The organism is Kitasatospora sp. NPDC090308 (genome assembly GCF_044769485.1).
GTDB lineage: Bacteria > Actinomycetota > Actinomycetes > Streptomycetales > Streptomycetaceae > Kitasatospora > Kitasatospora fiedleri.
Window position 1 is genome coordinate 173,971 of record NZ_JBIVXY010000001.1, and the last position, 25,046, is coordinate 199,016.

The window sequence follows — 25,046 nt, forward strand, 5'->3', positions numbered from 1 at the left end:
GTTCCCGGACATGACAGCCTTCGAAACGCAGCGCCGCCCCGTCCCCCGCGCCGACGGCGGTGAGCTCGACACCGCGCTCGCCTTCCTGGCCTTCGCCCGGGAGTGCGTGCTCAAGAAGACCGAGGACCTGACGGAGGAGCAGCTGCGCCGCGTCCTGGTGCCGACCGGGACGAACCTGCTGGGGCTGGTGCAGCACCTGACGGACGGCGAGCGGTACTGGTTCGGCCACCACGTCGCGGGCCTGGCGGAGCACCGGGACGTGGACTTCGCCATGGCCGTCCCGGACGACGTGCCCGCCCACCGGGTGCTGGCCGCCTACCGGCAGGCGTGCGCGGACAGCGACGCGATCGTCCGCGCCGTCGCCGACCCCGCCCGGCCGACCGCCACGGCGGTGGACGGGGAGCCGCGCTCACTGCGCTGGGTGCTGGCCCACATGACGGGCGAGACCACCCGCCACGCGGGCCACGCCGACATCCTGCGCGAGCAGATCGACGGCACGACCGGCCGGTAGGCGGTGACCGGGAAGGTTCGACGGGCCAGAGCGATGACGCTCCGCATGAGGCGGTGCGGAGGAATTGAGCGGTGGCGGATCGGGCCAGCACACTAGGCTTCCGGCATGTCTGGTCCGACGCTGGTGATCGAGTTGGCGGAGCCCGTCTCCCCGGCTGCACTGCAGGAGTTCCGCGCGTTGATGGCGGGGCTCTCCTCCCACCTCGAGGAGAAGCGACCCGGATTCTTCGACGTCAACGTGCCCGCTGAGCGACTGGGTGTCGAGGACGGGCGAGAGGAGGACTGGCGAAAGCCGTTTCCGCTTCCCCTTCTTCGCGACACCTCCGTGGATGGGGAGCTCGCGGCTCTGGTGGGCTTCAATCCGCAGCGCGAGGACTGGCGTCGGCCTTTCCTGGTCTACCTGATGGGGCCGGATGTCGGTGACGAGGGCATCTTCGAGGCCGAGCACGAGGACGAGCCCGAGGTGGAGGCCGTCCTCGGCTTCAGGCCGACCCACGCCGTCAACGTCAGCGCCTGCTGCAACGGCGGGATCGACCACGTGGCCACGGCACTACTGACCGCCGCCGTCATGGACGTCATCGGCGGTGTCGCCAAGGCCGAGCTGCTGGACGGACAGGCGGCGGTCGTCGCCGGCCTCCCGGGGGTGCTGGGTATCACGGACGACGAGTGGACGGTGCTGGGCACGGCGGAGTTCCTGCGGGCCTGGGTCGGGCGACCCGGCTTCCGGCTGCTCAAGTAGCGCAGGAGGAGCCGCGGCGGGGGTGATGCTGTGCCCGGCAGCGTTCGCCAGGTTGCCCGATCACGCGGCGAGAGCGGGTCGGCCGCCCCAGCGCAGGCCCTTCTCGCTGCGGGTGCGCGCGCGTTCCTTGCGCTGGGCCGCGAGAACGCCGGGGTGGCGGGCGCTGGTGTTTCGCCGGCGCGGATACCGGTGCACGGCCTCCCGCCCACCGAGGGTCCGAGCAGGCCGGGCCGATCTCGTTGAACCGGTGGATCGCATCCCGCACCGTTTCCTCGTCCGCCTGCACGAGCTGGGCGATGGCCGGGACGCGGCTGCCACCGACCGAGGCCGGCCGCATCATCGCCCGCCGGTGGCGCACCGTGTTCGTGCTGCCCCGACGCACGATCCGCTGTGGCTGCCGCCCTCCTGGTCGGTGAGTCTGCCAACCCTGGGCGGTTCTGCCACCGGGTCTCCTGCCGAGCTGAACGTCTCGCGACATCCGACCGGCTGAGGGCCCGCCGGCGCCGCCCCGGTGAACCCGTGCGGTCGCAGCACCGGACCCGCTTCGGCGGCTCAGGCGGTGGCCTTCGCCGCCGCCCGGCCGGCGGCGCGGCCGGAGAAGAGGCAGCCGCCCAGGAAGGTGCCCTCCAGGGAGCGGTAGCCGTGGATGCCGCCGCCGCCGAAGCCGGCCGCCTCGCCGGCCGCGTAGAGGCCGTCCAGGACGGTGCCGTCGGCGCGCAGGACGCGGGAGTCGAGGTCGGTCTGGAGGCCGCCGAGGGACTTGCGGGTGAGGATGTTGAGCCGGACGGCGATCAGCGGGCCGGCCTTGGGGTCGAGCAGCCGGTGCGGGCTCGCGGTGCGGATCAGCTTGTCGCCGAGGTAGCGGCGGGCCCCGTGGATCGCGGTGACCTGGAGGTCCTTGCTGAACGGGTTGGCGATCTCGCGGTCGCGGGCCTCGATCTCGCGGCGCAGTTCGGCGCCGTCGATGGCGGGGGCGTCGCCCTGGCGCTCGTTCATGCCGCGGACGAGTTCCTCCAGGGTGTCGGCGACCACGAAGTCCGGGCCGTGCTGCTTGAACGCCTCGACCGGGCCGGTGGCGCCGGGCAGCGCGCGGCCGAGCACCTGGCGGATCGAGCGGCCGGTCAGGTCGGGGTTCTGCTCGGAGCCGGAGAGCGCGAACTCCTTCTCGATGATCTTCTGGGTGAGCACGAACCAGGTGTGCTGGTGGCCGGTGCGCATGATGTGTTCGAGGGTGCCGAGGGTGTCGAAGCCGGGGAAGAGCGGGACGGGCAGCCGCCTGCCGGTGGCGTCCAGCCAGAGCGAGGACGGGCCGGGCAGGATCCGGATGCCGTGCTTGGCCCAGATCGGGTTCCAGTTCTCGATGCCCTCGGTGTAGTGCCACATCCGGTCGCCGTTGATCAGGTGGCCGCCGGCGGCGCCCGCGACGTCCAGCATCAGGCCGTCGACGTGCGCGGGGACGCCGGAGAGCAGTTTGGCGGGCGGGGTGCCGAGCCGTTCGGGCCAGGCGGCGCGGACCTTGTCGTGGTTGCCGCCGATGCCGCCGGAGGCCACCACCACGGCCTGGGCGCGCAGTGCGAAGTGTCCGGCGACCTCGCGGGAGCTGGCCTCGCCGCGCTGCACGGCGGACGGGGCGAGCACCTCGCCGGTGACGGTGTCCAGGCTCCCGGCGCTGGCGGCGAGGCCGGTGACGCGGTGCCGGAAGCGCAGTTCGACCCGGCCGGCCCTGACCGCCTCGCGCACCCGGCGGGCGAAGGGCTCGACGATGCCGGGGCCGGTGCCCCAGGTGATGTGGAAGCGCGGGACGGAGTTGCCGGGGCCGGAGGCCAGCAGTCCGCCGCGCTCGGCCCAGCCGACCACCGGGAACAGCCGCAGGCCCTGGGCGTGCAGCCAGGCGCGCTTCTCGCCGGCCGCGAAGTCGACGTACGCCTCGGCCCAGCGGCGCGGCCAGGCGTCCTCCTCGCGGTCGAACCCGGCGGTGCCGAGCCAGTCCTGCCAGGCGAGGTCGCGGGAGTCCTTGATCCGCATCCGGCGCTGCTCGGGCGAGTCGACCAGGAACAGGCCGCCGAACGACCAGTGCGCCTGTCCGCCGAGCGAGCCGGCCGGCTCCTGGTCGAGCAGCAGCACCTTCCGTCCGGCGTCGGCGAGTTCGGCGGTGGCGGCCAGGCCGGCGAGGCCCGCTCCGATCACGATGACGTCGGCGTCGTGGGCCATGCGGGGCGTCCTTCCAGACCTGCGCGGGGGGTGCCATGATCCTCCGGCCTGCGGGCCCCGCGGTCAACCCACCGGTAACTTCCGGGAACGCGGCAGCCCCCGCCGGGACGGGCGGGGGCTGCCGGGCCGGGGGCCGTCAGGGCTTGATCCGGACCACCTGCGGGTCGTGGTCGGAGGCCTGGGCGGCGAACTCGCTGTTGATGTGCACCACGTCGTAGTGGGTCTTCCCGGGCTTGAGCGCGGGGCTGACCAGGATGTGGTCGAGCACCTGCGAGTTGCCCTGGTAGACGTAGGAGTAGCGCTCGTTCGCGGGCAGCTCGTTGACCAGGTCGCGCAGCACGCCGTCCTTGGTCAGGGTCTGCAGCGCGGGCGAGAACTGGTAGTCGTTGAAGTCGCCGAGCGAGACGATCCGGGCCTTGGGGTCGGCCTTGAGCAGCTTGGCGACGAACGCCTGCTCGACGGCGGCCTGCTTGACCCGCTGCACCTCGGAGGAGCGGGTGGGGGCCTGGAAGCGGCTGTCGATGCCCTGGTCGCCGCCCTTGCTGTTGAAGTGGTTGGCGATCACGAAGACCGGCTTGCCCTTGAACTCAAACTGCCCGACCAGCGGCTTGCGGCTGGAGGCCCACGCCTCGTTGCCGGGGTCGATCCGGCCGGGCGAGGCGGTGAGGCTGGTCCTGTTCTTCTTGCCGGTGACGTCGACGGCGGTGGTGGAGGAGCCGCCGGGGATGTCGGTGAAGGAGACCCTCTTCGGGTCGAACAGGAACACCTGGCGGATGTTGCCGCCGGGCTCGCCGCCGTCCTGGCCGTCGACCGGGTCGATCGAGCGCCAGTCGTAGGCCGGGCCGCCGGCCGCCTTGATCGCGTCGATGAAGGTCTTGACGGTGGTGGAGGCGCCCACGGTGCCGTCGTTGACCGCGCCGTTGTCGTCCTGGATCTCCTCGAGGGCGACGATGTCGGGCGAGGCCAGGTTGGTGACGATGCCCTTGGCGAGCTGGGCGAACTTCGCCGGGCCGTCGCTCGGGTCGAGGTTCTCGACGTTGTAGGTGCCGATGGTCAGTTCGTTCTTCTTGCCCTGCTGGGCGACCTCGGGCTTGAGCCCGTTGTCCTTGACCGCGCCCAGGGTGTTGGCGGCGATGGTGTAGCCGCCGAACTGGTTGTAGTCGAGCGGGCCGGTGGTGGCGCCGGTCAGCCGGTCGCCGACGTTGGCGACCGGGAAGGGCACCTCGGTCAGCGGCGGCAGCGACTGGATCATGATCCGGCCGTTGTTCGGCTTGTCGTAGCCGAGGTAGACCACGCCGCCGCGGGCGGTGCGCGGGTCGGTGGCGAGGGCGTCCACCCACAGCTCGTTGTACGTGTCGGTGGCCTGCACCACCGGCACGTCGGCGACCTGGACGTTCATGCCCTCCAGCGACTCGTACAGGTCGAGGGCGTACTTCGCCGGGTCCAGCGGCAGGGCGTCGATCGAGCCGCCGGCCGCGTCGGGGGCGTAGGCGGCCGGGATGTCGGCGCCGTTCAGCACGACGGGCGCGGGCACCGGGTTGCCGGAGGAGAGGACGGCGGTGGTCGGGCCGGTCAGCTCGGTGACCGACTGGGAGCCGCCCGAGCTGTTCGGGTAGTACTCGCTGACCTTGCCGGTGACCAGCACCGAGTCGCCGACCTTGACGGTCGGGGCGGCGGAGCCGGTGTAGACGAACACGCCCTCGCTGGTGGCCGGGTCCGCGTCCGGGTTCGGGTCCTGGATCCAGAAGCCCTTGGTGCCGTAGGCGCGCACGCCGGTGACGACGCCGGGCACGTTGGTGACGGTCCGGCCGTTCTTCGGCGAGACCCGGGTGGTGCCCTGGATGTCGTGGACGCGCAGGTCGCCGGGGGTGCCGGGCGGGGTGGTCGGCGGGGTGGTGGGGCCGCCGCCGGTGGTCTCGCCCTTGGAGTTGGTGGGCGTCGGGTCGCCGGCCGTGAGGTCCTTGGCGTTGTCGTCGGTGTCGGCGAGCGCGGCGTCGCGCGCCACCGAGGCGGTGTTGGACGCACCGGTGACCGGGCTGCCCTCGCGGACCACGGCGGTGCCGAAGCCCACCAGGTCGACGATCCGCGGGTCGGCGGCGCAGTCGGCGGCGGTCTTGCAGGTCAGCGCGGCGGTGCCGTTGACCAGCGCGACGGTGCCGGCGGTGGCGGACAGCGCCAGGTTGCCGCTCGCGTCGGCGGCCGGCAGGTCGGCGGTGCCGCCGGCGCCCGCGCCCTCGGCGACCAGGTAGCGGCCGCCGGGGGCGACCGACCCGCTCAGCGCGGTGACGCCCCACTGGCTGGAGGCGCTCGGGCTGCCGGGCAGGTACTGCACGCTGTAGCCGGTCAGGCCGAAGGCCGCGCCGGACGGGTTGCCCAGCTCGATGAAGTCGTTCTTCAGCGTCGCGCCGGAGTTGCCGCCGCCGCCGTAGACCTCGGCGATCACCGCGCCGGTGGACGGCGCGGCGAACGCGCCCGGCAGCGGGACGGCCAGCAGGGAGGCGGCGACCGCGGCCGTCGCGGCGGCGCGCAGCAGCGTGCGGCGGGAACGGCGGGCGGGAGTGGGGCTGGGCACCGTTGCGGGGCTCCTTCGTGGCAAGGCCATGGCCCGGGCGCGGCGGGGCGCTCCGGGTGGTGGTGAGGGTCCGTCAGAAGGCGTGCTGCCGGGGGCCGGTCCGGGTTCCGACCGGCTCCTGGCGGGCTACTCGCGTAGATCCGGTTCCCGAAGATACGCGCGTAGAAGTTGACCCGACAAGGGCGCCGACGTGAACACTTCCCGACCTGCGACGACCTCCCCGCCCCGGGAACGCCGGAGGGGCGCCCGCCCGGGCACCCCTCCGGTACGAACGGTCCGGCGGCTACGCCTGCTCGCGCAGCCCGGCGCCCCACTTCTGCTCGACCCGGCCGAACTTCCAGAACGCCAGCGCCCCGGCCCAGGTCACCACGAACAGGCCGACGATCACGTAGCCCACCAGGTTGAGGTCCAGCGCGCCGATCCAGCCGATCGGGCCGCCGGTGATGTCCAGCTTCTCGGACGCCAGCTGGAGCAGCTCGATCACGCCGATCACCAGTGCCACCACGACCGACAGGCCGGTCACCGTCAGGTTGTAGTAGATCTTCCGGACCGGCTTGGAGAACGCCCACTCGTAGGCGAAGTTCATGAACGAGCCGTCGATGGTGTCCAGCAGGCTCATGCCCGCCGCGAACAGGACCGGCAGCACCAGCAGCGCGTACCAGGGCAGCGAGAACGCGGCGGCGCCGCCCGCCAGCACCAGCAGCGAGACCTCGGTCGCGGTGTCGAAGCCCAGCCCGAACAGCAGCCCCACCGGGTACATGTGCCACGACTTGGTGACCGCCCGGGTGACCCGGCCCAGGATGCGGTTCAGGAAGCCGCGCCGGTCCAGCTGCCGCTCCAGCTCGGCCTCGTCGAAGTCGCCCTGGCGCATCCGCCGGAACACCTTGAGGATGCCGTTGAACGCGCCCAGGTTGATCAGGCCGATCAGCACCAGGAAGGTGCCGGAGACCGTGACGCCGATCAGCCCGGTCGCGTCGTGCAGCGTCGAGTCGTCCGACTCCACCTGCCCCGCCAGCGCCCGGATGCCGAAGGCCAGCAGCGCGCAGAGCCCGAACACGATCGACGAGTGGCCCAGCGAGAACCAGAAGCCCACCGAGAGCGGGCGCTTGCCCTGGCCCATCAGCTTGCGGGTGGTGTTGTCGATCGCGGCGATGTGGTCGGCGTCGAAGGCGTGCCGCATGCCGAGCGTGTAGGCCGTCAGGCCCATCCCGGCCCCGAACACCTGGCCGCCGACGTCGTAGTGCCTGGGCGCGATCACCGCGAGCAGGGTCACCCACCCCACCACGTGCAGGAGCAGGACGAACCCGGCCATGCCGGCCAGCCTGGTCCACTCCTCCCGGGTGAGCCGGTCGCGCAGACGGCTGGGCGCTGCCATGGGTCTTCCTTCCGAGCAGGGTGCCGCGAGGGCGGTGAGCTGGATTATCTTTCCGCTTATATGCATGCAATTGCAAGTCATGTGCAACTGCGAGCCGGGGGCGTACGCCGGGGGCGGAACGGGCTCGGAGCCCCCGAAAGGACTGTTCGGAAAGCTTCCTGACGGTTCGTGGGTCGAAATCCTTGACCCGGACGAATGGTCCAGTCCAATCTAGGTGACGCGCTCACCCCGGGGCGCGCAGGCTCCCACCTGGTCCCCACGGCCGCCGCACCTACCGGACAACCCCACTTCTCCGGAGGTTCCTCCATGCTTGAACGGGTCACGCCCACCCCCGAGCCGACCCCGCGCCGGGCCCCCTCCCGCCGTCGCGCCGGCGCCCTCGTGGTGGCCGCCGCGATGACGATCGGCTCGACCGCCCTCGCGCTCTCGCTCGGCTCCGCCTCGGCGGCCACCGTCAACCTGCTCGCCAACGGCGACTTCGAGTCCGGCACCCTGAGCGGCTGGTCCTGCACCGGCGGCTCGGTGGTCACCACCCCCGTGCACGGCGGGTCCTACGCACTGGGCGGCAACGCCACCGCCGCGGACACCGGCCAGTGCCAGCAGACCGTCACCGTGCAGCCGAACACCAAGTACACCCTCTCCGGCTTCCTCAAGGGCAGCTACGTGTACCTGGGCGCCACCGGCACCGGCGTGAACGCCTCCACCTGGACGCCGGGCGCCACCGCCTACACCCAGCTGAGCACCACCTTCACCACCGGCGCGTCCACCACCTCGGTGACGGTGTTCACCCACGGCTGGTACGGCACCGGCGCCTACCAGGCGGACGACCTGGTGCTGACCGGCCCGGGCGGCGGCACCACCGGCCCGAGCGCCTCCGCCTCCGCCAGCCCCTCGCAGAGCGCCTCGCCGAGCCCGAGCCCGAGCACGAGCCCCTCGGGCTCCACCTCGCCCGGCCCGTCCACCTCGGCCTCCCCGTCGCCGTCCGCGAGCTCCAGCTCCGGCACCGGCAACGGCCCGACCGGCGACGGCAAGATCACCGTGCCGGGCGGGGTGGCGGTCACCAGGACCACCTCCAACGCCGTGGTGCTGAAGTGGAACGCCTCGACCGACTCGACCGACAACTACGTCGGCTACAAGGTCTGGTCGAAGGGCCAGCTGGTCGGCACCTCGATGGGCACGAACATCGCGGTCTCCTCGCTGCTGCCGAACACCGCGTACACCTTCACCGTCCAGGCGTACGACAAGGCCGGGCACGCCTCCCAGCAGTCCGCCGCGGTGAACGCCACCACCGCCGCCGCGCCCGCCGCCAAGCCGCTCAAGTCGGCCTACTTCGACCAGTGGTCGGTGTACGACGCCGCCTACTACCCGAAGAACGTGGACACCTCGGGCGCCGCCGCCAAGCTGGACGTGATCTCCTACGCGTTCGAGAACATCCACCCGACCAACCTCAACTGCTTCGAGGCGGTCAAGGCCTCGGACGCCGCGAACGAGAACAACCCGAACGCGGGCGACGGCGCGGCCGACGCGTACGCCGACTACCAGATGGACTACTCGGGCGCCATCTCGGTCGACGGCTCCACCGACGAGTGGGAGCAGCCACTGAAGGGCAACTTCAACCAGCTGCGCCAGCTCAAGGCGAAGAACCCGAACCTGCGGGTCACCCTCTCGCTGGGCGGCTGGACCTACTCCAAGTACTTCTCCGACGCGGCGGCCACCGACGCCTCGCGCAAGAAGCTGGTCTCCTCCTGCATCGACATGTTCCTCAAGGGCAACCTGCCGGCCAACGTCGCGGGTGACGCCGCCGGCGGCGCGGCCAGCGGCGCGGGCATCTTCGACGGCATCGACATCGACTGGGAGTACCCGGGCTCGGCCGGCGGCCACACCGGCAACCACTACTCCGCGGCCGACAAGCAGAACTTCACCGCGCTGCTCGCCGAGTTCCGCATCCAGCTCGACGCGTACGGGCAGACCGTCGGCAAGAAGTTCCTGCTCACCGCGGCCCTGCCGTCCGGCCAGGACAAGATCCAGTACCTGGAGACCGACCGGATCGGCGCGTACCTGGACTACGCCGACATCATGACGTACGACATGCACGGCTCGTGGGACGCCACCGGTCCGACCAACCTCCAGGACCCGCTGCACGACAGCCCGGCCGACCCGACCACGCCGATCGCCCCCGGCACCGCCAAGTACAACGTGGACACCACGCTGGCCGCGTACACCACCGGCCTGCCCGAGTACGGGATCAAGGGCGGCTTCCCGGCCAACAAGATCATCCTCGGCATCCCGTTCTACTTCCGCGGCTGGACCGGCGTCCAGGCCGGCGGCAACTACGGCCTCTACCAGAACGCCACCGGCGCCACCCCGGCCAAGCCCGGCAGCCAGGAGGCCGGCCTGGCCAGCTGGCGCGAGCTCACCCTCACCGCCCAGAACACCCACTGGGACCCGGTGACCGAGAGCACCTGGGTCTACGACGGCACCAACTTCTGGACCGGCGACGACCCGAAGGCCATCCAGGCCCGCGCCGCGTACGCCAAGAGCAAGGGCCTGGGCGGCATGTTCGCCTTCGCCCTGGAGAACGACGACAACAACTCCACCCTGCTGAACACCCTCTACAACAGCCTGGGCTGACGCCGCACCGGCCCGCCACGGACCGACGGCCCGCCGCACCTTCCCCGTGGGTGCGGCGGGCCGTCGCCGTCCGGGCCCCGGCTGGGAGCGCCGACGGGCCTGCGCGGCAGGTGAGTTGGGGCGGGCTTGGGGCGGGCTTGGCGAAACCGTGAACCGGCTGGGAGCCGGCTGGGAGATCCGTGAAGGCGTACCTTACGATCATCGGGTGCCCAGCCTGACCGGACTCCCCCTGCAGATCATCGCCACCCTGGTGGCCGTCGCCGCGTTCGCCGCCACCATGGGGCTGTGGCCCCGGCTCGGCGGGCGGGGCTGGCGGGCCTGGCTCGGCCGGATCGCGGCGTTCCTCGGGACGCAGGTCACGGTGCTGGTCGCGATGGGCCTGGTCGCCAACTCCTACTTCGGGTTCTACTCGACCTGGAGCGACCTGCTCGGCCTGGACGGCAGCCCCGGCACCGTGGTCGACCACCAGCCCGGCGGCCGGGCCGTCTCGGTCACCGGCGAGCAGCGGATGTACTCCGCGCAGGGCTCCGCCCAGGACCGCTCCGGGGTGATCCAGCGGGTGGAGATCCACGGGACCGGCTCCGGGCTGACCGGCACCCCCGCGTACGTCTACCTGCCGCCGCAGTACTTCCAGCCCGCCTACGCGAACAGCCGCTTCCCGATGCTGCTGGCGCTGTCCGGCTACCCGGGCACGCCGGAGAAGCTGATCTCGCTGCTCCAGTACCCGGCGTCCGCCCTGAAGGCCGTCGAGACCGGGAAGATGCCGCCCACCGTGCTGGTGATGATGCGGCCCACCCTGGTCGGCAACCGGGACACCGAGTGCATGGACGTGCCCGGCGGGCCCCAGGTGGAGACCTTCTTCACCGAGGACCTGCCGAAGGCGATGTCCGCCGCCTACCGGGTCGACGACCGGCCCGAGGCGCGGGCCGTGATCGGCGACTCCACCGGCGGCTACTGCGCCGTCAAGTTCGCGGTGCGCAAGCCCGATTCGTACCGGGCGGCGATCGCGCTGTCCGGCTACTACGAGGTGCACAACGACCCCACCACCGGCGACCTGTTCGGCGGCAGCGAGCAGGTCAGGCAGGACAACGACCTGCTGTGGCGGCTGCGCAACCACCCCGCCCCGCCGGTCTCGCTGCTGCTGGCCACCAGCCGCAACGAGGAGAACTACCGGCCCACCCAGGAGATGGTCGCCGCCTTCAAGGCCCCCACCCGGCTCTCCACCATCACCCTGGACAGCGGCGGCCACAACTTCCACACCTGGACCCGCGAGATCCCCCCGGCCCTCGCCTGGCTCGGCACCCGCCTCGCCCCGCCCACCCCGGACCCGGCCGGTGCGGGGGCCGCCGCCGCCGCCCTCCGCTGACGGCCCGTCACCGCGCGCGGAGGCGGACGTCACCCGTCCGCCGGGAGACTTAGAGCGCCCTCATAGCCGCCTCTCATCAACCTCTCAGCCGGGCCTCCGAGCGTAGTGCCCATGACCACGTCCAGTTCCGTTCCTCCGACCAGCGAGCCGTGGCCCGACGCCGCGAACTACCCGCCCCCGGCGGTCGCGGCCCACGCCGCGGCCGGGCCGACCGAGTGGCCCTCCGCCGGGCCGCTCCCGCCCGCCGGGGCCGAACGCGAGCGGCCCGCTGAGACGCTGTTCCCGCCCGTCGCGCCGCCGCCCACCGGCCCGAAGGGACCGGCCTCCTGGGCCGGCCGGCTGCGCACGCTGCCCGCCCGCACCTGGCGCGGGCGCCCGGACGACCCGCGCTGGGTGCGTCCGGCCTTCCTCGGCCTGCTGCTGGCGACGGCCGTGCTGTACTTCTGGAACCTGACCGCCTCCGGCTGGGCGAACGCCTTCTACTCGGCCGCCGTCCAGGCCGGTTCGGTCAGCTGGAAGGCGATGTTCTTCGGGTCCTCGGACTCGGCGAACTTCATCACCGTCGACAAGCCGCCGCTGGCGCTGTGGCCGATGGCGCTCTCCGCCCGCCTCCTCGGCCTCAGCTCGTTCAGCCTGCTGGCCCCGCAGGTGCTGATGGGCGTCGGCACGGTCGCCGCCGTGTACGCCACGGTGCGCCGCCGCTTCGCCCCGCTGGCCGGCCTGGTGGCGGGCGCCGCGCTGGCGCTGACCCCGATCGCGGCGCTGATGTTCCGCTTCAACAACCCGGACGCGCTGCTGGTGCTGCTGCTCACCCTGGCCGCGTACGGCACCGTCCGGGCCACCGAGACGGCGTCCACCCGCTGGCTGGTGTTCGTCGGCGTGATGTTCGGCCTGGGCTTCCTCACCAAGACGCTCCAGGCGTTCCTGGTGCTGCCCGCGTTCGCCCTGGTGTACCTGGTGTGCGCGCCCACCGGTCCGGGCCGCCGCCTCCGGCAGCTGCTGTACGGCACCGTCGCCATGGTGGTGGCCGGCGGCTGGTGGGTGGCGATCGTCGAACTGATGCCGGCCTCCGCCCGCCCGTACATCGGCGGCTCGCAGGACAACTCCTTCCTCTCCCTGACCTTCGGCTACAACGGCTTCGGCCGGATCACCGGCGACGAGACCGGCTCGGTCGGCGGCGGCGGTGGCGGCCGGGCGGGCGGCGGGGGCGGCATGTGGGGCTCCACCGGCGTCACCCGGCTGTTCGACGGCGACATCGGCGGCCAGATCGCCTGGCTGATGCCCGCCGCGCTGATCCTGCTGGCCTTCGGCCTCTGGGCCACCCGCCGCCACCCGCGCACCGACTCGGCCCGGATCGGCTTCCTGGTCTGGGGCGGCTGGCTGCTCTCCACCGCGCTGACCTTCAGCTTCATGTCCGGCATCTTCCACCAGTACTACACGGTGGCCCTCGTCCCGGCGGTCGCCGCCCTGGTCGGCATGGGCGCCGACGGCCTGTGGCGAGCCCGCCACCGCCTCCCGTACGCGGCCGTGCTGGCCGTCACGGTCGCGGTCACCGCCTGGTGGGCGCACCAACTGCTCGGCCGCAGCGCGCAGTTCGTGCCGTGGCTGCGCGACGCGGTGCTGATCGGCGGCGTCCTCGCCGCGATCGCGCTGCTCCTCGCGGGCCGCATCCCCGGCCTCACCGGCCGCCGGATCGCCACCGTCGCGGGCCTCACCGCCCTGGCCGCCACCCTGGCCGGCCCGGCCGCGTACGCCCTCGACACCGTCTCCACCGGCCACAGCGGCTCCATCGTCACCGCGGGCCCGGCCGTCCAGAGCGGCGGCTTCGGCGGTCGCGGCGGCGGCTTCCCCGGCGGCGGGGCCGGTTTCCCCGGCGGCGGCCGGGCGGGCGGCGGCACCGGCACCGGCGGCATGCCCAACTTCCCGGGCGGCACCGGCACCGGCGGCACCGGCGGCAGCAGCAACGGCATGCCGGCCTTCCCCGGCGGCACCCAGAACGGCACCGGCACCGGCACCGGCAGCAACGGCGGGACGGGCGCCTTCCCGGGCTTCCCGGGCGGCGGCACCGGCACCGGCACCGGCACCGACGGCGAGCGCCGCACCGGACGCGGCGGCTTCGGCGGCGCGGGCGGCGGCGGCATGGGCGGCATGGGCGGCCTGCTGAACGGCGCCCAGGTCTCCACCGAGGTGGCCGACCTGCTCAAGCAGGACGCCGGCAAGTACACCTGGGTCGCCGCCGCGGTCGGCTCGCAGAACCAGGCCAGCTACCAACTCGCCAGCGGCGAACCGGTGATGGCGCTGGGCGGCTTCAACGGCAGCGACCCGTCGCTCTCCCTGGACGGCTTCAAGCAGCTGGTCCGGGAGGGCAAGGTGCACTGGTTCATCGGTGGCGGCGGCATGGGCGGCGGCAGCATGGGCGGCTCGAACTACTCCGCGGAGATCAGCTCCTGGGTGGAGGCCACCTACACCGCCAAGACCGTCGGCGGCACCACCCTGTACGACCTGACCGCGACCCCCAAGAGCCCCGGCCTCTGACCGGCGCCCCTCCCCCGCGCAGCCCCCGAGGCCGTCCGGTTCCCCTCCCCCGGGGAGCCCGGGCGGCCTCGGGGCCGTCCGCCCCGCGCCACCGCGCCGCCGCCAGCGGTCGCCAGCCGGCGTCAGCGGCCGTCAGCGGTCGTCAGCCGCCGCAGAGCGCGAGCATGGTCTTCTTGTCGGCGGGCGTCACCGGCAGCTGGTACTTCAGCGACACCTGCGCCCACCGGATCGCGTACGAGCAGCGCACCTCGGTGTTGGCGGGCAGCCAGGTGGCCGGGCCGGAGTCGCCCTTCGCGGCGTTCTGCGAGCCGTCGGCGGGGATCAGGTTGAGCGGGTCGTTGGCGATCTGCACCCGCTTGGCCTTCTCCCACTTGGCGGCGCCCTGCTGCCAGTCGTAGGACAGCGGCATCACGTGGTCGATCTGGATCTTCGACGCCTGCTGCTTGTTCCACTGCACCGTCTTGCCGGTGTACGGGTCCCAGATGGTCATCCCGGTGACCACGCAGGCCGAGCCGTCCTTGTGCTCGACGTCCTTCCCGTCCCGGGCCAGCACGTCGTCCCGGGTGCCGCAGTTGTTGTGGCCCAGCGGCACGCCGTCCACGTTGTCCGTCCAGGCCGGGCCGAACTGGTCCCGGTCGTAGCCGGTCTTCGGCCCGGGGTCGGCGGTCCTGACCTGGGTGATCAGGTCCAGGCCGGCCTTGCGGTCGGCGTCGCTGGTGACGGGCGCCAGGCCGGGCTTGGTGCCGTCCGGGTTCTGCAGCGGGTTGGTCCCCTGCGAGACCGCCCCGGGGGAGGTGGCGCCGCTCGACCCCTTCTTCCCACTGGTGCACCCGGTGAGGGCCAGCGGAGCGAGCAACAGGACGGCGACGACGGCGGTACGGCGGGCTCGCACGGTATTCCTCTGCGGCTGGGCGACTCTGACGGCCCACCAGGAGACCAGCCCCGCCCCGCCGGGTCAAGCCGTCCGGACCACCGCATGACATATCTCTCCTTTCCCCCCGATCCCGGCATTCCGGCTGGGAGAATACGTCGCCCGCACCCGCGGACCCACCGCCCTTCGGCCTCCCCTCTGCCGTCCTCTGCCGTCCTCAGCCGTCCTCAGCCGCCGATCGCGGACATCGGCCGCTCCGGCCGGACGAAGTCGGCGTCGCCGATCCGGTGCCCGGGCCGCTTGCCGGCGACGCAGGCCCGCCAGGCCCGTTCGATCCGCGCGTCGTCGGCGCCGCCGCGCAGCAGGGCGCGCAGGTCGGACTCCTCGGTGGCGAACAGGCAGTTGCGCAGTTGCCCGTCGGCGGTGAGCCGGACCCGGTCGCAGCCGCCGCAGAACGGGCGGGTGACCGAGGCGATCACGCCGATCACGTGGCCGGTGCCGGCCAGCCGCCACTCCTCGGCGGGCGCGTTGCCGGGCCGGCCGACCGGGACGAGGCGCCAGCGGGCGGCGAGCACGTCGAGGATCTCGGCCGCCGTGACCATCGCGGCCCGGTCCCAGGCGCCCTGGGCGTCCAGCGGCATGGACTCGATGAACCGCATCCGGTAGCCGCCGTCGACGGCGAACTCGACCAGGTCGACGAGTTCGTCCTCGTTGACGCCGCGCACCGGCACCGCGTTGACCTTCACCGGTTCCAGCCCGGCGGCCTTGGCGGCGGCCAGCCCGGCGAGCACGTCGGCCAGCCGGTCCCGGCGGGTGAGTGCCGCGTAGCGCTCGGGGCGCAGGGTGTCCAGGCTGACGTTCACCCGGTGCAGGCCGGCCCGCTTCAACTCCGGTGCGCGGCGGGCGAGTCCGATGCCGTTGGTGGTGAGCGAGAGTTCCGCGCCGAGGTCGCCGAGCCGGGCGAGGAGGTCGGGCAGGCCGCGGCGCAGCAGGGGTTCGCCGCCGGTGAGCCGCAGGGTGCGGATGCCGAGGCGGTGGACGGCGATCCGGGCCAGGCGCAGCAGTTCGGCGTCGGTGAGGGTCTGGTCGCGGGGCAGCCAGTCGAGTCCTTCGGCGGGCATGCAGTAGGTGCAGCGCAGGTTGCACCGGTCGGTGAGGGAGAGCCGCAGGTCGGTGTGGACCCGGCCGTGCCGGTCGACCAGCGGTGCGGGCGCACCGGCGGGAGCGGCGGCGGGGACGTCAGTGGTGCGCGGTGCCATGGGGCCAGTGAACGGGGGCGGCCGGGGGCCGGTCCAGGGACGGAACGGCCGGGAGCGGCGGGCGGGCGGCGGGGGCGGCCTGTCGGATCGTCCAAGGCGGGGCGGCGGGGGGCGGGGGGCACACTGGCGGCATGGCGGAACTGCGGGTGCCGGCCCTGGTGCTGGCGGCGGGCGGCGGGTCGCGCCTCGGCGGGCGGCCGAAGGCGCTGCTGCCCTACCGGGGGCGGACGCTGCTGGAGCACGCGCTGGCGGTGGCGGCGGAGGGCGGCTGCGACGGCGCGGTCGCGGTGCTGGGCGCGGCGGCCGGGGAGGTGCGGGCCCGGACGGACACCGGCGACTGTCGACTCGTCGACAATCCCGACTGGCGCACCGGCATGGCCTCCTCGCTGCTCGCGGGCCTGGCCGCGCTGCCGCCGGGGGCGACGGCCGCGCTGGTCCTGCTGGTGGACACGCCGGGCGTCACCGCGGCGGCGGTCCGCCGGCTGCTGGCCGTGCACGCGGGGCCCGCGGACCTCGCCTCCTGCGCCTACGCCGGGCGCCGGGCGCACCCGGTGCTGATCGGCGCCGCGCACTTCCCGGCCCTGCGCACCACCGCCACCGGCGACGCGGGGGCCCGGGCGCTGCTGGCGTCCCGTCCGGTGGCCCTGGTCGACTGCACGGACGCGGCCGTCCCGGACGACCTCGACACCCCGGCCGACCTGGTCCGCTGGGGCATCGGCTGACGCCACGCCACTCCCGCCGGTGCCCGTCCGCCCCGGAGGTCACGGCGGTCGTGCGCGCCCCCCGGCGCGTGACCGTCCGCGCACCTTTTCCCCACCTCAACTCCGCTGGAGGAATACCTCATTCCGTACCGGTCGGGGCGCCGATCGGCCAGGATGGAGACCCACCCCTCCCGCCGATTCCCCTCCCGCCGATTCCCTCCCACCCCGATCCGAACGGACGGTGACCACATGCCGCTGCCCGAGGACGCCGCCGGCGCCACCGACGAGATGGGCCCGAACGGGTTTCCCCCCGGTTCGCCGTCGGGAGCGAGCCAGTTGCGCTGCCCGGCCTGCCGGGCCGAGCGCCGGTACGAGCCGCCGAGCCTGCCGTGCCCGTGCGGGGCGCAGCTGCGGGTGCCGCTGCTGCGCGGCGGGGTGCCGGTGCAGGTGCGGTTCCGGTCCTGGGAGGACTCCTGGCTGAACATGCGCTGCCCGCACTGCGGGCGCAGCGACCAGTGGCCGCAGCCGGAGTTCACCTGCGACTGCGGGGCGACCGTCCGGCTGCCGGTGGACCGGGCGCCGCGCCCGCAGGGCACCGGGCCGCGCTCGGTCCGCCCGGTGGAGAGCGCCCGCCCGTACACCACCGCCGTTCCGCCGGCCGTCCCGGCCCCGGTGGCGGACCCGCCGGCCGCCGGTTCGGGCCCGGCCCGCGCGCTGCGCCCGCCGTTCCGCCCGCAGCCGGTGCGCACCCCGCAGGACGCGGTGCTGACGGCGGCCCGCTACCTGCAGTGGCTGGGCTTCGCCGACCTGGAGCCGGCGCCGGGCCCGGAGCGGGACTCCACCACCCTGCTGGGCGGGCGGATCGTGGCCCGGGTGGACACCTGGACCGAGCCCGCCGACGTCAAGGCGGTGGAGTGCCTGTGGCTGGAAACCCTCCACGGCGAGGACGTCGCGGCGGCCATGTTCACCGTCTCCGGCTACTCCCGGCAGACCGTGGTCCGCGGCGAGCAGCTGCTGGTCGCCCTGTTCACGCTGGACGCGGCGGGCATCCCGCAGCCGTCGAACGGCGCCGCCGAGGCCCTGATGGAGACCGGCTGGACGTCCTGAGGCCCCACCGGCACGCCACCGTCCGGATCGGGCCGTTCCGGATTTCCTCGCGCTCGTGATCTGGTGCACAAGCTCCGGCGCGTGTTGAATTGCCGCCACGGCGCGGGCGCTTGGGGAGGCCGGCGGGTCGTTGCATGGCGCGCACAAGGAGGTGGCGTTGTCGGTGCACGGGACTGCCCCGGGGGGCATGGCGGACGTCGTCTGGCGGCTGAGGTCGCGCGGCTGCTGGCAGGAGGCGGCCGACCTGCTGCGCCCGCAGGCCGGGCGGGACCCGGCCGCGGCGCTCCAGCGGGCGGAGCTCCTGATCGAGCAGTGCCTGTTCACCGCGGACCACTGGGAGCGGGCGGAGGACGCGCTGCGCCAGGCGGAGGCGTCGGTCGCGGGCATCGAGGCGCGGGCGGCGGCCTCCTGCGCCCGGGGGTTCCTGGCGTACGTGGCGAGCGTGCTGGGCCGCCGGGACCGGCTGGACGAGGCGCAGGCGGCGCTCGGACGGACCTCGGCGCTGCTGGCGCCGCGGGCGCCGGGGCGTCCGCTGCTGGACTTCCGGCGCGGGCTGGTCGCGGAGAACCTGCTGCACGACCCGGCGGCGGCGCACAGCGCGTACGCCCGGGCGCACGAGGGGGCCCGGGAACGCGGGGACGAGCTGCTGCGCTCCTCGACCTGGCGGCACCTGGCGGGCCTGGCCCAGGCGACGGGCGACCGGGAGCGGGCGCGGGCCGGGTTCGCGGCCTCGCTGCGGCTGCGCGAGCAGCTGGGTTTCACGGTGGGGGTGGCGCCGGCGCTGGCCTCGCTGGCGGAGGTGTCGGAGCCGGCCGAGGCGGAGCGGCTGCGGGCGGAGGCGGCCCGGCTGGTGCAGGCGCTCGGCGGGGTGCCGGTGTGGCTGGCGAGGCGGCTGGCCCAGGTCCCGGCGCAGCCCGGTCCCCCGGACGGCGGCGCACCGAGCGACCTGCGGCGCGGCATCAGCTAAGGTGAGCCTTACCTGTCCGGGGCGAGCAGTGGCCCGGGCAGGTCCACCTCGCCGTGCCCGGGCCCGCTCCCGGGAGCACCACCCAGGGAGCCCGCGTGACCACGTACCAGGTCGAGCAGTCCCCCGCCGCCCCCACCGCCTCCTCCGTGCCCGCCGCCCGCGACGCCCTCCCCTGCCGGGGGAGCTGGCTGCGGCTGGGCCAGGTCTTCCCCGACCTGCGCATCCACCACGCCGCCCCGCGCACCGGCCCCGGCTGGACCACCGCCGCGGCGCTGGCCGGGGACGCGGCGGCGCTGGAGGCGATGGTCGCCTTCGACGAGCGCCTCGGCCTCGACCTGTACGGCGCGCCGACCCGGCCGGACGTCACCGCCGGGTTCAGCCTGCACCGCTACGCCTGGCCGGTCGCGCTGGCCTTCACGCTGCCCTGGCTGCTGGAGCGCCGGGTGCCGCTGCTGCCGCCGTCGCGGGTCTCGATCAACCGGACCACCGGGGAGCTGACCGCCCGTCCGGCCGGTTTCCACTGCCTGCCCGACGACCCGGCCGCGGGCCGCGCCGACGCGCGGGTCGTGCCGGACCGCCGGGCGCTCGACGCCGCCCTGCGCACCGCGCTCGCCGAGCACTTCGCGCCCGTCCTGGACTCCTTCCGCCCCCTGGTCCGCCGCGGCCCGCGCACCCTGTGGGGGCTGGTGACCGACGACGTGGTGGACGGCCTCTGGTACGTGGCGGGCCTGCTGGGCGAGGAGCCCCGGGCGGTGGCGGCGCTGGAGGCGCTGCTGACCGGCGACGCCGCGGCGGCCCCGTTCGTGGGCACGCCGGGCTTCCGCGCCGAGGGCGGCGGGCGGGCCCGGACCAGGGTCAGCTGCTGCCTGTACTACACCGTCCGGCCGACCGAACTCTGCGTCAGCTGCCCGCGCGCCAAATAGGTCTGACCATCATTCATTTCCGGGGGATGACCCGGGGAAATTCCCCCCTATCGGGGTAATGACCCCGATCCCGCCTCGATCGCCGAATTTCTCCGCCATGATGGTCCCCGCCATCACGACCCGGAAAGCGAGGCTGGATCAGGTCATGAGACTGTCGGACATACCGCTGGGCTGGGCCGTCGCCGGTACGGCCGCCCTGGTGGCCGTCGTCGCCCTGCTGGCCTTCGCCCGCAGCCGCACCGGCTCCGCCACCACCGCGGGCAGCGGGCCGGACTCCTCCTGGGAGCGGGCCGAGGAGCGCCGCCGCCGCACCGAGTCCCTCTACGGCGGCGCCTCCTACCTGCTGCTGTTCTGCTGCGCCGCGGTCGCCGCCGCGCTCTCCTTCCACGGGCTGGTCGGCTTCGGCGTCCAGAACCTGGGCCTGTCCGGCGGCTGGGAGTACCTGGTCCCGTTCGGCCTGGACGGCGCGGCGATGTTCTGCTCGGTGCTCGCCGTCCGCGAGGCCAGCCACGGCGACGCCGCGCTCGGCTCCCGCCTGCTGGTGTGGCTGTTCGCCGCCGCGTCCGCCTGGTTCAACTGGGTGCACGCCCCGCGCGGCCTCGGCCACGACGGCGCCCCGCAGTTCTTCGCCGGAATGTCGCTCTCGGCGGCCGTCCTGTTCGACCGCGCACTGAAGCAGACCCGGGTCGCCGCCCTCCGCGAGCAGGGCCTGGTGCCCCGCCCGCTGCCGCAGATCCGGGTGGTCCGCTGGCTGCGCGCCCCGCGCGAGACGTACGCCGCCTGGTCGCTGATGCTGCTGGAGGGCGTCCGCACCCTGGACGAGGCGGTCGAGGAGGTCCGCGACGACAAGCGGACGGCGGCCGAGGACCGCGAGCGCCGCAGGCTGGCCTCCCGCCGGGAGCGGGCCGAGATCCGGGCGATCGGCCGCCAGCCGGGCGCCGGCTGGCGCCACCGCGCCGCCCGCCAGCTCGAACCCGCCGCGGCCCCCGCGCCGTCCGCCCCGACGGAGCCCGCCATAGCACCCGCCGGCCTCCCCGCCACCCCGGCGGCGCACCGCAGCATCGACCTCACCCCGGAGGAGGACACCGTGACCCTGCCGCGGCTCGACTCGCTGGAGCAGAAGCTCAAGGACCTGGAGCAGCAGTTCGGGTGAGGGCGCCCGTCGACACCTGACGCCCGGGGCCCCGGGGCTGCGCTAGCTGCTGAGCTCGAACCACATCCGCTTGCCGGTGCCCCGGGGCTCCACGCCCCAGGTGTCGGCGAGCGCCTCGACCAGCATCAGGCCGCGGCCGGAGGACGCCTGCTCGCCGGGGGTGCGGCGGGTCGGCCAGAGGTCGGACTCGTCCTCGACCTCGACCCGCAGCCGGGCCCGGCCGTGCTCCTGGTAGAGGCGGGCGGTGAACATCGCGTCGCGGTCGGTGTGCCGGATCGCGTTGGTGACGAGTTCGGAGGAGAGCAGCTCGGCGGTGTCGATCAGTTCGGGCACGCCCCAGCGCCGCAGCGCGTCCCGGAGTTCGCCGCGCAGTTCGGCGATCCGGGCCAGGTCGGCCTGGCCGATCCGGCGGCGCAGCTGCTGGGCGGCGCGCCCGCCCGCGGGGCCGTCCCAGCGCAGCAGGAGCAGGGCGATGTCGTCCTCGCGCTCACTGCCGTCGGCGGCCTGGGAGGCGATCCGGTCGGCGAGTTCCTCCAGCGGTTCGCGGGGTGACTCGTCGATGCCGGGGAGCTCGCCGGAGACGGTCTCGCAGAGCCGGGCGAAACCGGTGTCGAGGTCCATGTCGCGGGCCTCGACCAGTCCGTCGGTGCAGAGCACGACCGTCTCGCCGGGGTCGAGGCTGAACCGGGTGACCCGGTACTCCTCGTCGGGGTCGACGCCCAGCGGCAGGCCGCCGGCGACCGGGACGGGGTGCGCGGTGCCGTCGGCGCGGCGCACCACCGGGTCGAGGTGCCCGGCCCGGACGGCGTAGACCACGCCGTAGTCGACGTTGACCTCGGCGTAGGTGCAGGTGGCGAAGTGGTCGGTGTCGAGGTCGGCGAGGAAGCGGGAGGCGCGGGCCATCACCGCGGCGGGCGGGTGGCCCTCGGCGGCGTAGGCGCGCAGCGCGATCCGCAGCTGGCCCATGATGCCGGCGGCGTGCACGTCGTGGCCCTGGACGTCGCCGATGACCAGGCCGACGTGCCCGCCGGGGAGCGGGACGACGTCGTACCAGTCGCCGCCGATCTGGAGGCCGGAGCCGGCCGCGAGGTAGCGGACGGCGGTGCTGACGCCGGGGACGGCGGGGACGGTGCGGGGCAGCATGACGCGCTGGAGGCCGGCGGCGAGTTCGTGCTCGGCGTCGTGCAGGCGGGCCCGGGCCAGCGACTGGGCGACCAGGCCGCCCAGGGTGGAGAGCAGGGTCCGCTCGTCGGCGTCGAGTTCGCGGTCGTCGTCGAAGGAGACCACGCAGATGCCGGTGGGGCGGCCGCTGGCGATCAGCGGCAGGAAGGCCCAGGAGGAGCGGCCGCTCCGCTCGGCCCAGTCCCAGGCTTCGGGGTAGCGCTCGCGGTACTCCTCGCGGCTGGAGACGAAGACCGGGGCGCGCTGCCGGATCGCCTCGGCGGCGGGGTGGGTGGGCGCCAGCGGGATGCGGTCGAACTGGTTGCTGAGGCCGTTGTGGTAGCCGGTGGAGCCGAGCAGCGCGATCCGTCCGGCCTCCAGCGAGGCCAGCGCGAGGCCGTCGGGGCCCAGGCCCGGCAGCGGCAGTTCGGTGAAGACCCGGGCGACGTCCCGGACGGTGACGGCCTCGGAGAGCGCCCGGGCGGCCTCCTTGATGAACCGGGAGCGCTGCTCGCGCAGCACGGCCAGTTCGTCGGCGCGCTCGCGCTTGTGCAGTTCGACGGTGGCGTCCCAGACGAAGCCGACCATCCGGGACGGGCGGCCGAAGGCGTCGGCGAGCACCCGGCCGCGGAAGCGCACGGCGTGCAGTTCGCCGTCGGGGAAGACGGTGCGGTAGTAGGCGCCGCACTGGCCGAGCTCGGCGACGGCGCGCTCGACCCGGCGGCGCACCACGGGCGCGTCCTCGGGGTGCAGCAGGGCCAGGAAGGAGGCGAAGGTGCGGTCGAAGGGCTGCCCGACCAGGCCGAGGATCGCGCAGGCGCGCTGGTCGCCGACCAGCGCGTCGCGGCGGATGTCCCAGTCGAACGAGCCGATGCCGTTGGCGGCCATCGCCGGTTCCAGCCACTCGGGGCTGGAGTCGCCGGTGCGGGTCGGCAGGCCGCGCCCGGAGGACGGCACGGGGCGGCCGACGGACGGGCCGGGGGCGGTGCGCAGCGGGTTCGCGGGGGTCTCGTTCCTGGTGGCCTGGGCGGGCGGGGTGCGGCGGGCGGGCCCAGGCGCCTCGGGCTCTGTGGCCATGCTTCTCCTGCCGGTGTGCCTTGCCCGGCGGCCGCGGGGGAACCCGTGTCCCCTGCCGGGCCGGCCGGGCCGCGATGATGGTGCGTGCCTCCTGGCACACATTCTCACTACCCTCTCGTATGTTCGGCAAGGCGGCAATGCCGCTGGGCCGAACGGTACGGATCGCACACGATCACGTCCGGCATATTCACCCGCGGCCCCGTCCGCGCGGCGCTCGGACCCCGTATGCGCGGTGCTCCGGGCGGGTCCGTGCGGTGCTCCGGGCGGGTCCGTGCGGTGCTCCGGGCGGCCTCCGGCGGCGGGCCGGAATGACCGGTTCAGGCCGCGGACAGTTCGAACCAGGTGGTCTTCCCGTCCGCCCGCAGCTGCACGCCCCAGTCGTCCGCCAGCGCCTCCACCAGCAGCAGGCCGCGCCCCGAGGTGGCCGTCTCGGAGGCCGCGCGGCGGTTGGGCACCCGGCCGCCGGCGGCGTCCTGCACCTCGACCCGCAGCCGGGCGGCGTCGGTCAGCACCGCGTCGAACACCGCGCCCCGGCCGGTGTGCACCAGCGCGTTGGTGACCAGCTCGGAGGCGAGCAGCTCCGCGGTGTCGGCGAGCTCCGCGGGGACGCCCCAGTGCTCCAGCGCGGCCCGCAGCCGGCGGCGGACCGCGCCGACCGCCGGCAGGTCCGCCGCATCCAGCGCGGCGTGCAGCCGGCGGTGCAGCGCGCACCCGGGCAGGTGCGCCGCCGGTGCCTCCGGCACCGGCCCCCGGTGCTCGGCCCCCTCCCGCCACGACGCCGACCGCTGCCGCGGGAACCTCGCCTGACCGTCCATCAACCTCGTACGCCCCCCGCCGTGGCTCCGCACCGCGCCGCCCCCGCTCCCCCGGCGGTCCGGCAGCCGCTCCTCGCCTTTCCTCATGCCCACTCCGCACCCGGAAAACCCCTCGGGCCGCCCGGGCGCCGCGGTCCGCCGTCCTCCCGGTCCGCGCGCCGGGTTCTCCCACCCGTGTGCCCGGGGTGTCGGCGGTGCTAAGTTTGAACGACGTTCTAACATCTGTACCGGCTCATCCCCGCCACCCCGGCACACCCGCCACCCCCGCGACCCCCGCAAAGCGAGGCACCGTGCGACTGACCCCCACCGAACGGGACCGGCTGCTGATCTTCACCGCGGCCGAACTGGCCCGCGCCCGCCGGGCGCGGGGCGTGCGGTTGAACGTCCCCGAGGCGACGGCGCTGATCGCGGACACGGTCTGCGAGGCGGCCCGCGACGGCCGGCGGCTCGCCGAGGCGATCGAGGCCGGCCGCAGCGTGCTGAGCGCCGCGGACGTGCTGCCGGGCGTCGCGGACGTGGTGACGGTGGTGCAGGTGGAGGCGGTGTTCGAGGACGGCACCCGGCTCGCGGTGGTCACCGACCCGTTCCGCGGGGCGGGCTCGCTGGGCGAGGACGCGCCGGGTGCGGCGCTGCCCGGCGCCGGGGCCGGGTACGACCCGGTGGAGGAGTCGCTGCTGCTGCCGGTGCACAACACCGCCGCGGTGCCGATCTCGGTGACCTCGCACTTCCACTTCTTCGAGTCCAACCCGCGGCTGGCCTTCGACCGGGCCGCCGCGTACGGCACCCACCTCGCGGTGCCGGCCGGCTCCTCGGTGCGCTTCGACCCGGGCGCCACCGTCGAGGTCGGCCTGGTGCCGATCGGCGGGGCCCGGGTGGCGATCGGGTTCGCCGGGCTGGTGGACGGCCCGCTGGACGCGCCGGGCGCGAAGGAGGCGGCGCTCGCGAAGGCCCGGGCCACGGGCTACCTGACGGAGTTCGACGACGCCGGGCTCGACGACGCCGGTTTCGACAGCACAGGTCCCGACGACGCCGAGCCCGCCCAGTGACCCCCTCGACCAGCCGGAAGGACCCCG

General features: G+C 74.3%; 18 protein-coding genes and 1 pseudogene. 11 read left to right on the forward strand and 8 right to left on the reverse strand.

What is annotated here, in order from left to right; all coding sequences use genetic code 11:
- The first annotated feature begins 10 nt into the window (after positions 1 to 10).
- Together ACIQVD_RS00765 and ACIQVD_RS00770 are read left to right on the forward strand one after the other, a co-directional pair.
- Positions 11 to 511 (forward strand): DinB family protein, encoded by a 501-nt coding sequence (locus ACIQVD_RS00765; protein ID WP_402285077.1) that lies wholly within the window; start codon positions 11 to 13, stop codon positions 509 to 511.
- A gap of 105 nt (positions 512 to 616) precedes the next feature.
- Positions 617 to 1,249, forward strand: a complete 633-nt coding sequence (locus ACIQVD_RS00770; protein WP_402285079.1) for a DUF6368 family protein — start codon at positions 617 to 619, stop codon at positions 1,247 to 1,249.
- 193 nt (positions 1,250 to 1,442) lie between these two features.
- On the opposite strand, the pseudogene ACIQVD_RS00775 reads toward ACIQVD_RS00770, so the two are convergent.
- From ACIQVD_RS00775 to ACIQVD_RS00790, 4 genes and pseudogenes are all read right to left on the reverse strand, one after another.
- A pseudogene (locus tag ACIQVD_RS00775) lies at positions 1,443 to 1,693 on the reverse strand (helix-turn-helix domain-containing protein); the annotation flags it as partial.
- A 108-nt stretch (positions 1,694 to 1,801) separates the two neighbouring features.
- A complete protein-coding gene (locus tag ACIQVD_RS00780) occupies positions 1,802 to 3,460 on the reverse strand; it encodes an FAD-binding dehydrogenase (RefSeq protein WP_402285081.1) in 1,659 nt (552 codons plus the stop codon).
- A 136-nt stretch (positions 3,461 to 3,596) separates the two neighbouring features.
- Positions 3,597 to 6,032, reverse strand: a complete 2,436-nt coding sequence (locus ACIQVD_RS00785) for an endonuclease/exonuclease/phosphatase family protein (protein WP_402285083.1) — start codon at positions 6,030 to 6,032, stop codon at positions 3,597 to 3,599.
- A gap of 283 nt (positions 6,033 to 6,315) precedes the next feature.
- Positions 6,316 to 7,407 carry a HoxN/HupN/NixA family nickel/cobalt transporter gene (locus ACIQVD_RS00790; protein ID WP_400688737.1) on the reverse strand — a complete coding sequence of 364 codons (1,092 nt, stop codon included), beginning with the start codon at positions 7,405 to 7,407 and terminating at the stop codon, positions 6,316 to 6,318.
- A 306-nt stretch (positions 7,408 to 7,713) separates the two neighbouring features.
- Between ACIQVD_RS00790 and ACIQVD_RS00795 the strand changes: the two genes are divergently transcribed.
- From ACIQVD_RS00795 to ACIQVD_RS00805, 3 genes are all read left to right on the forward strand, one after another.
- Positions 7,714 to 10,038 (forward strand): glycosyl hydrolase family 18 protein, encoded by a 2,325-nt coding sequence (locus ACIQVD_RS00795; RefSeq protein WP_402285085.1) that lies wholly within the window; start codon positions 7,714 to 7,716, stop codon positions 10,036 to 10,038.
- 205 nt (positions 10,039 to 10,243) lie between these two features.
- A complete protein-coding gene (locus tag ACIQVD_RS00800) occupies positions 10,244 to 11,404 on the forward strand; it encodes an alpha/beta hydrolase (protein ID WP_402285087.1) in 1,161 nt (386 codons plus the stop codon).
- Positions 11,405 to 11,515: 111 nt separating this feature from the next.
- Entirely contained in the window at positions 11,516 to 13,939 is a 2,424-nt protein-coding gene (locus ACIQVD_RS00805) for an ArnT family glycosyltransferase (RefSeq protein WP_402285089.1), read from the forward strand.
- A 142-nt stretch (positions 13,940 to 14,081) separates the two neighbouring features.
- Here the strand turns inward: ACIQVD_RS00805 and ACIQVD_RS00810 are convergent, their stop codons facing one another.
- Both ACIQVD_RS00810 and moaA read right to left on the reverse strand, forming a co-directional pair.
- The gene (locus ACIQVD_RS00810) at positions 14,082 to 14,831 is read right to left on the reverse strand and encodes an HNH endonuclease family protein (RefSeq protein ID WP_400688726.1); all 750 of its coding nucleotides are present in this window, start codon (positions 14,829 to 14,831) and stop codon (positions 14,082 to 14,084) included.
- 206 nt (positions 14,832 to 15,037) lie between these two features.
- A complete protein-coding gene (gene moaA / locus ACIQVD_RS00815; protein ID WP_402285091.1) occupies positions 15,038 to 16,069 on the reverse strand; it encodes a GTP 3',8-cyclase MoaA in 1,032 nt (343 codons plus the stop codon).
- A 131-nt stretch (positions 16,070 to 16,200) separates the two neighbouring features.
- On the opposite strand from moaA, the gene ACIQVD_RS00820 reads away from it, so the two are divergent.
- The 5 genes from ACIQVD_RS00820 to ACIQVD_RS00840 all read left to right on the forward strand — a co-directional run bounded on the left by ACIQVD_RS00820 (position 16,201) and on the right by ACIQVD_RS00840 (position 20,920).
- Entirely contained in the window at positions 16,201 to 16,791 is a 591-nt protein-coding gene (locus ACIQVD_RS00820; protein ID WP_400688720.1) for an NTP transferase domain-containing protein, read from the forward strand.
- Between the two features lie 228 nt (positions 16,792 to 17,019).
- Positions 17,020 to 17,877: a hypothetical protein gene (locus ACIQVD_RS00825; protein ID WP_402285094.1), complete on the forward strand. Its 858-nt coding sequence runs from the start codon at positions 17,020 to 17,022 to the stop codon at positions 17,875 to 17,877.
- A 187-nt stretch (positions 17,878 to 18,064) separates the two neighbouring features.
- Positions 18,065 to 18,844, forward strand: a complete 780-nt coding sequence (locus ACIQVD_RS00830; RefSeq protein WP_402285096.1) for a hypothetical protein — start codon at positions 18,065 to 18,067, stop codon at positions 18,842 to 18,844.
- Between the two features lie 95 nt (positions 18,845 to 18,939).
- Positions 18,940 to 19,767, forward strand: a complete 828-nt coding sequence (locus ACIQVD_RS00835) for a (2Fe-2S)-binding protein (protein WP_400688712.1) — start codon at positions 18,940 to 18,942, stop codon at positions 19,765 to 19,767.
- 145 nt (positions 19,768 to 19,912) lie between these two features.
- Positions 19,913 to 20,920, forward strand: coding sequence for a DUF2637 domain-containing protein (locus ACIQVD_RS00840; RefSeq protein WP_402285097.1), 1,008 nt, complete (start codon positions 19,913 to 19,915; stop codon positions 20,918 to 20,920).
- 42 nt (positions 20,921 to 20,962) lie between these two features.
- On the opposite strand, the gene ACIQVD_RS00845 is transcribed toward ACIQVD_RS00840, so the two are convergent.
- Entirely contained in the window at positions 20,963 to 23,158 is a 2,196-nt protein-coding gene (locus ACIQVD_RS00845; RefSeq protein WP_402285098.1) for a SpoIIE family protein phosphatase, read from the reverse strand.
- 317 nt (positions 23,159 to 23,475) lie between these two features.
- Positions 23,476 to 23,901: an ATP-binding protein gene (locus ACIQVD_RS00850; protein WP_402285099.1), complete on the reverse strand. Its 426-nt coding sequence runs from the start codon at positions 23,899 to 23,901 to the stop codon at positions 23,476 to 23,478.
- A gap of 362 nt (positions 23,902 to 24,263) precedes the next feature.
- On the opposite strand from ACIQVD_RS00850, the gene ureA reads away from it, so the two are divergent.
- Entirely contained in the window at positions 24,264 to 25,019 is a 756-nt protein-coding gene (ureA, locus tag ACIQVD_RS00855; RefSeq protein WP_402285101.1) for an urease subunit gamma, read from the forward strand.
- The last annotated feature ends 27 nt before the right edge of the window (positions 25,020 to 25,046 follow it).

Excerpts from the sequence above, each read along its gene's own strand:
- ACIQVD_RS00765 (WP_402285077.1), top strand. The coding sequence starts at position 11 with ATGACAGCCTTCGAAACGCAGCGCCGCCCCGTCCCCCGCGCCGACGGC.
- ACIQVD_RS00845 (WP_402285098.1), bottom strand. The coding sequence starts at position 23,158 with ATGGCCACAGAGCCCGAGGCGCCTGGGCCCGCCCGCCGCACCCCGCCC.
- ACIQVD_RS00840 (WP_402285097.1), top strand. The coding sequence starts at position 19,913 with ATGAGACTGTCGGACATACCGCTGGGCTGGGCCGTCGCCGGTACGGCC.
- ACIQVD_RS00805 (WP_402285089.1), top strand. The coding sequence starts at position 11,516 with ATGACCACGTCCAGTTCCGTTCCTCCGACCAGCGAGCCGTGGCCCGAC.
- ACIQVD_RS00770 (WP_402285079.1), top strand. The coding sequence starts at position 617 with ATGTCTGGTCCGACGCTGGTGATCGAGTTGGCGGAGCCCGTCTCCCCG.
- ACIQVD_RS00825 (WP_402285094.1), top strand. The coding sequence starts at position 17,020 with ATGCCGCTGCCCGAGGACGCCGCCGGCGCCACCGACGAGATGGGCCCG.
- ACIQVD_RS00790 (WP_400688737.1), bottom strand. The coding sequence starts at position 7,407 with ATGGCAGCGCCCAGCCGTCTGCGCGACCGGCTCACCCGGGAGGAGTGG.
- ACIQVD_RS00830 (WP_402285096.1), top strand. The coding sequence starts at position 18,065 with ATGGCGGACGTCGTCTGGCGGCTGAGGTCGCGCGGCTGCTGGCAGGAG.
- moaA (WP_402285091.1), bottom strand. The coding sequence starts at position 16,069 with ATGGCACCGCGCACCACTGACGTCCCCGCCGCCGCTCCCGCCGGTGCG.
- ACIQVD_RS00795 (WP_402285085.1), top strand. The coding sequence starts at position 7,714 with ATGCTTGAACGGGTCACGCCCACCCCCGAGCCGACCCCGCGCCGGGCC.
- ACIQVD_RS00820 (WP_400688720.1), top strand. The coding sequence starts at position 16,201 with ATGGCGGAACTGCGGGTGCCGGCCCTGGTGCTGGCGGCGGGCGGCGGG.
- ACIQVD_RS00780 (WP_402285081.1), bottom strand. The coding sequence starts at position 3,460 with ATGGCCCACGACGCCGACGTCATCGTGATCGGAGCGGGCCTCGCCGGC.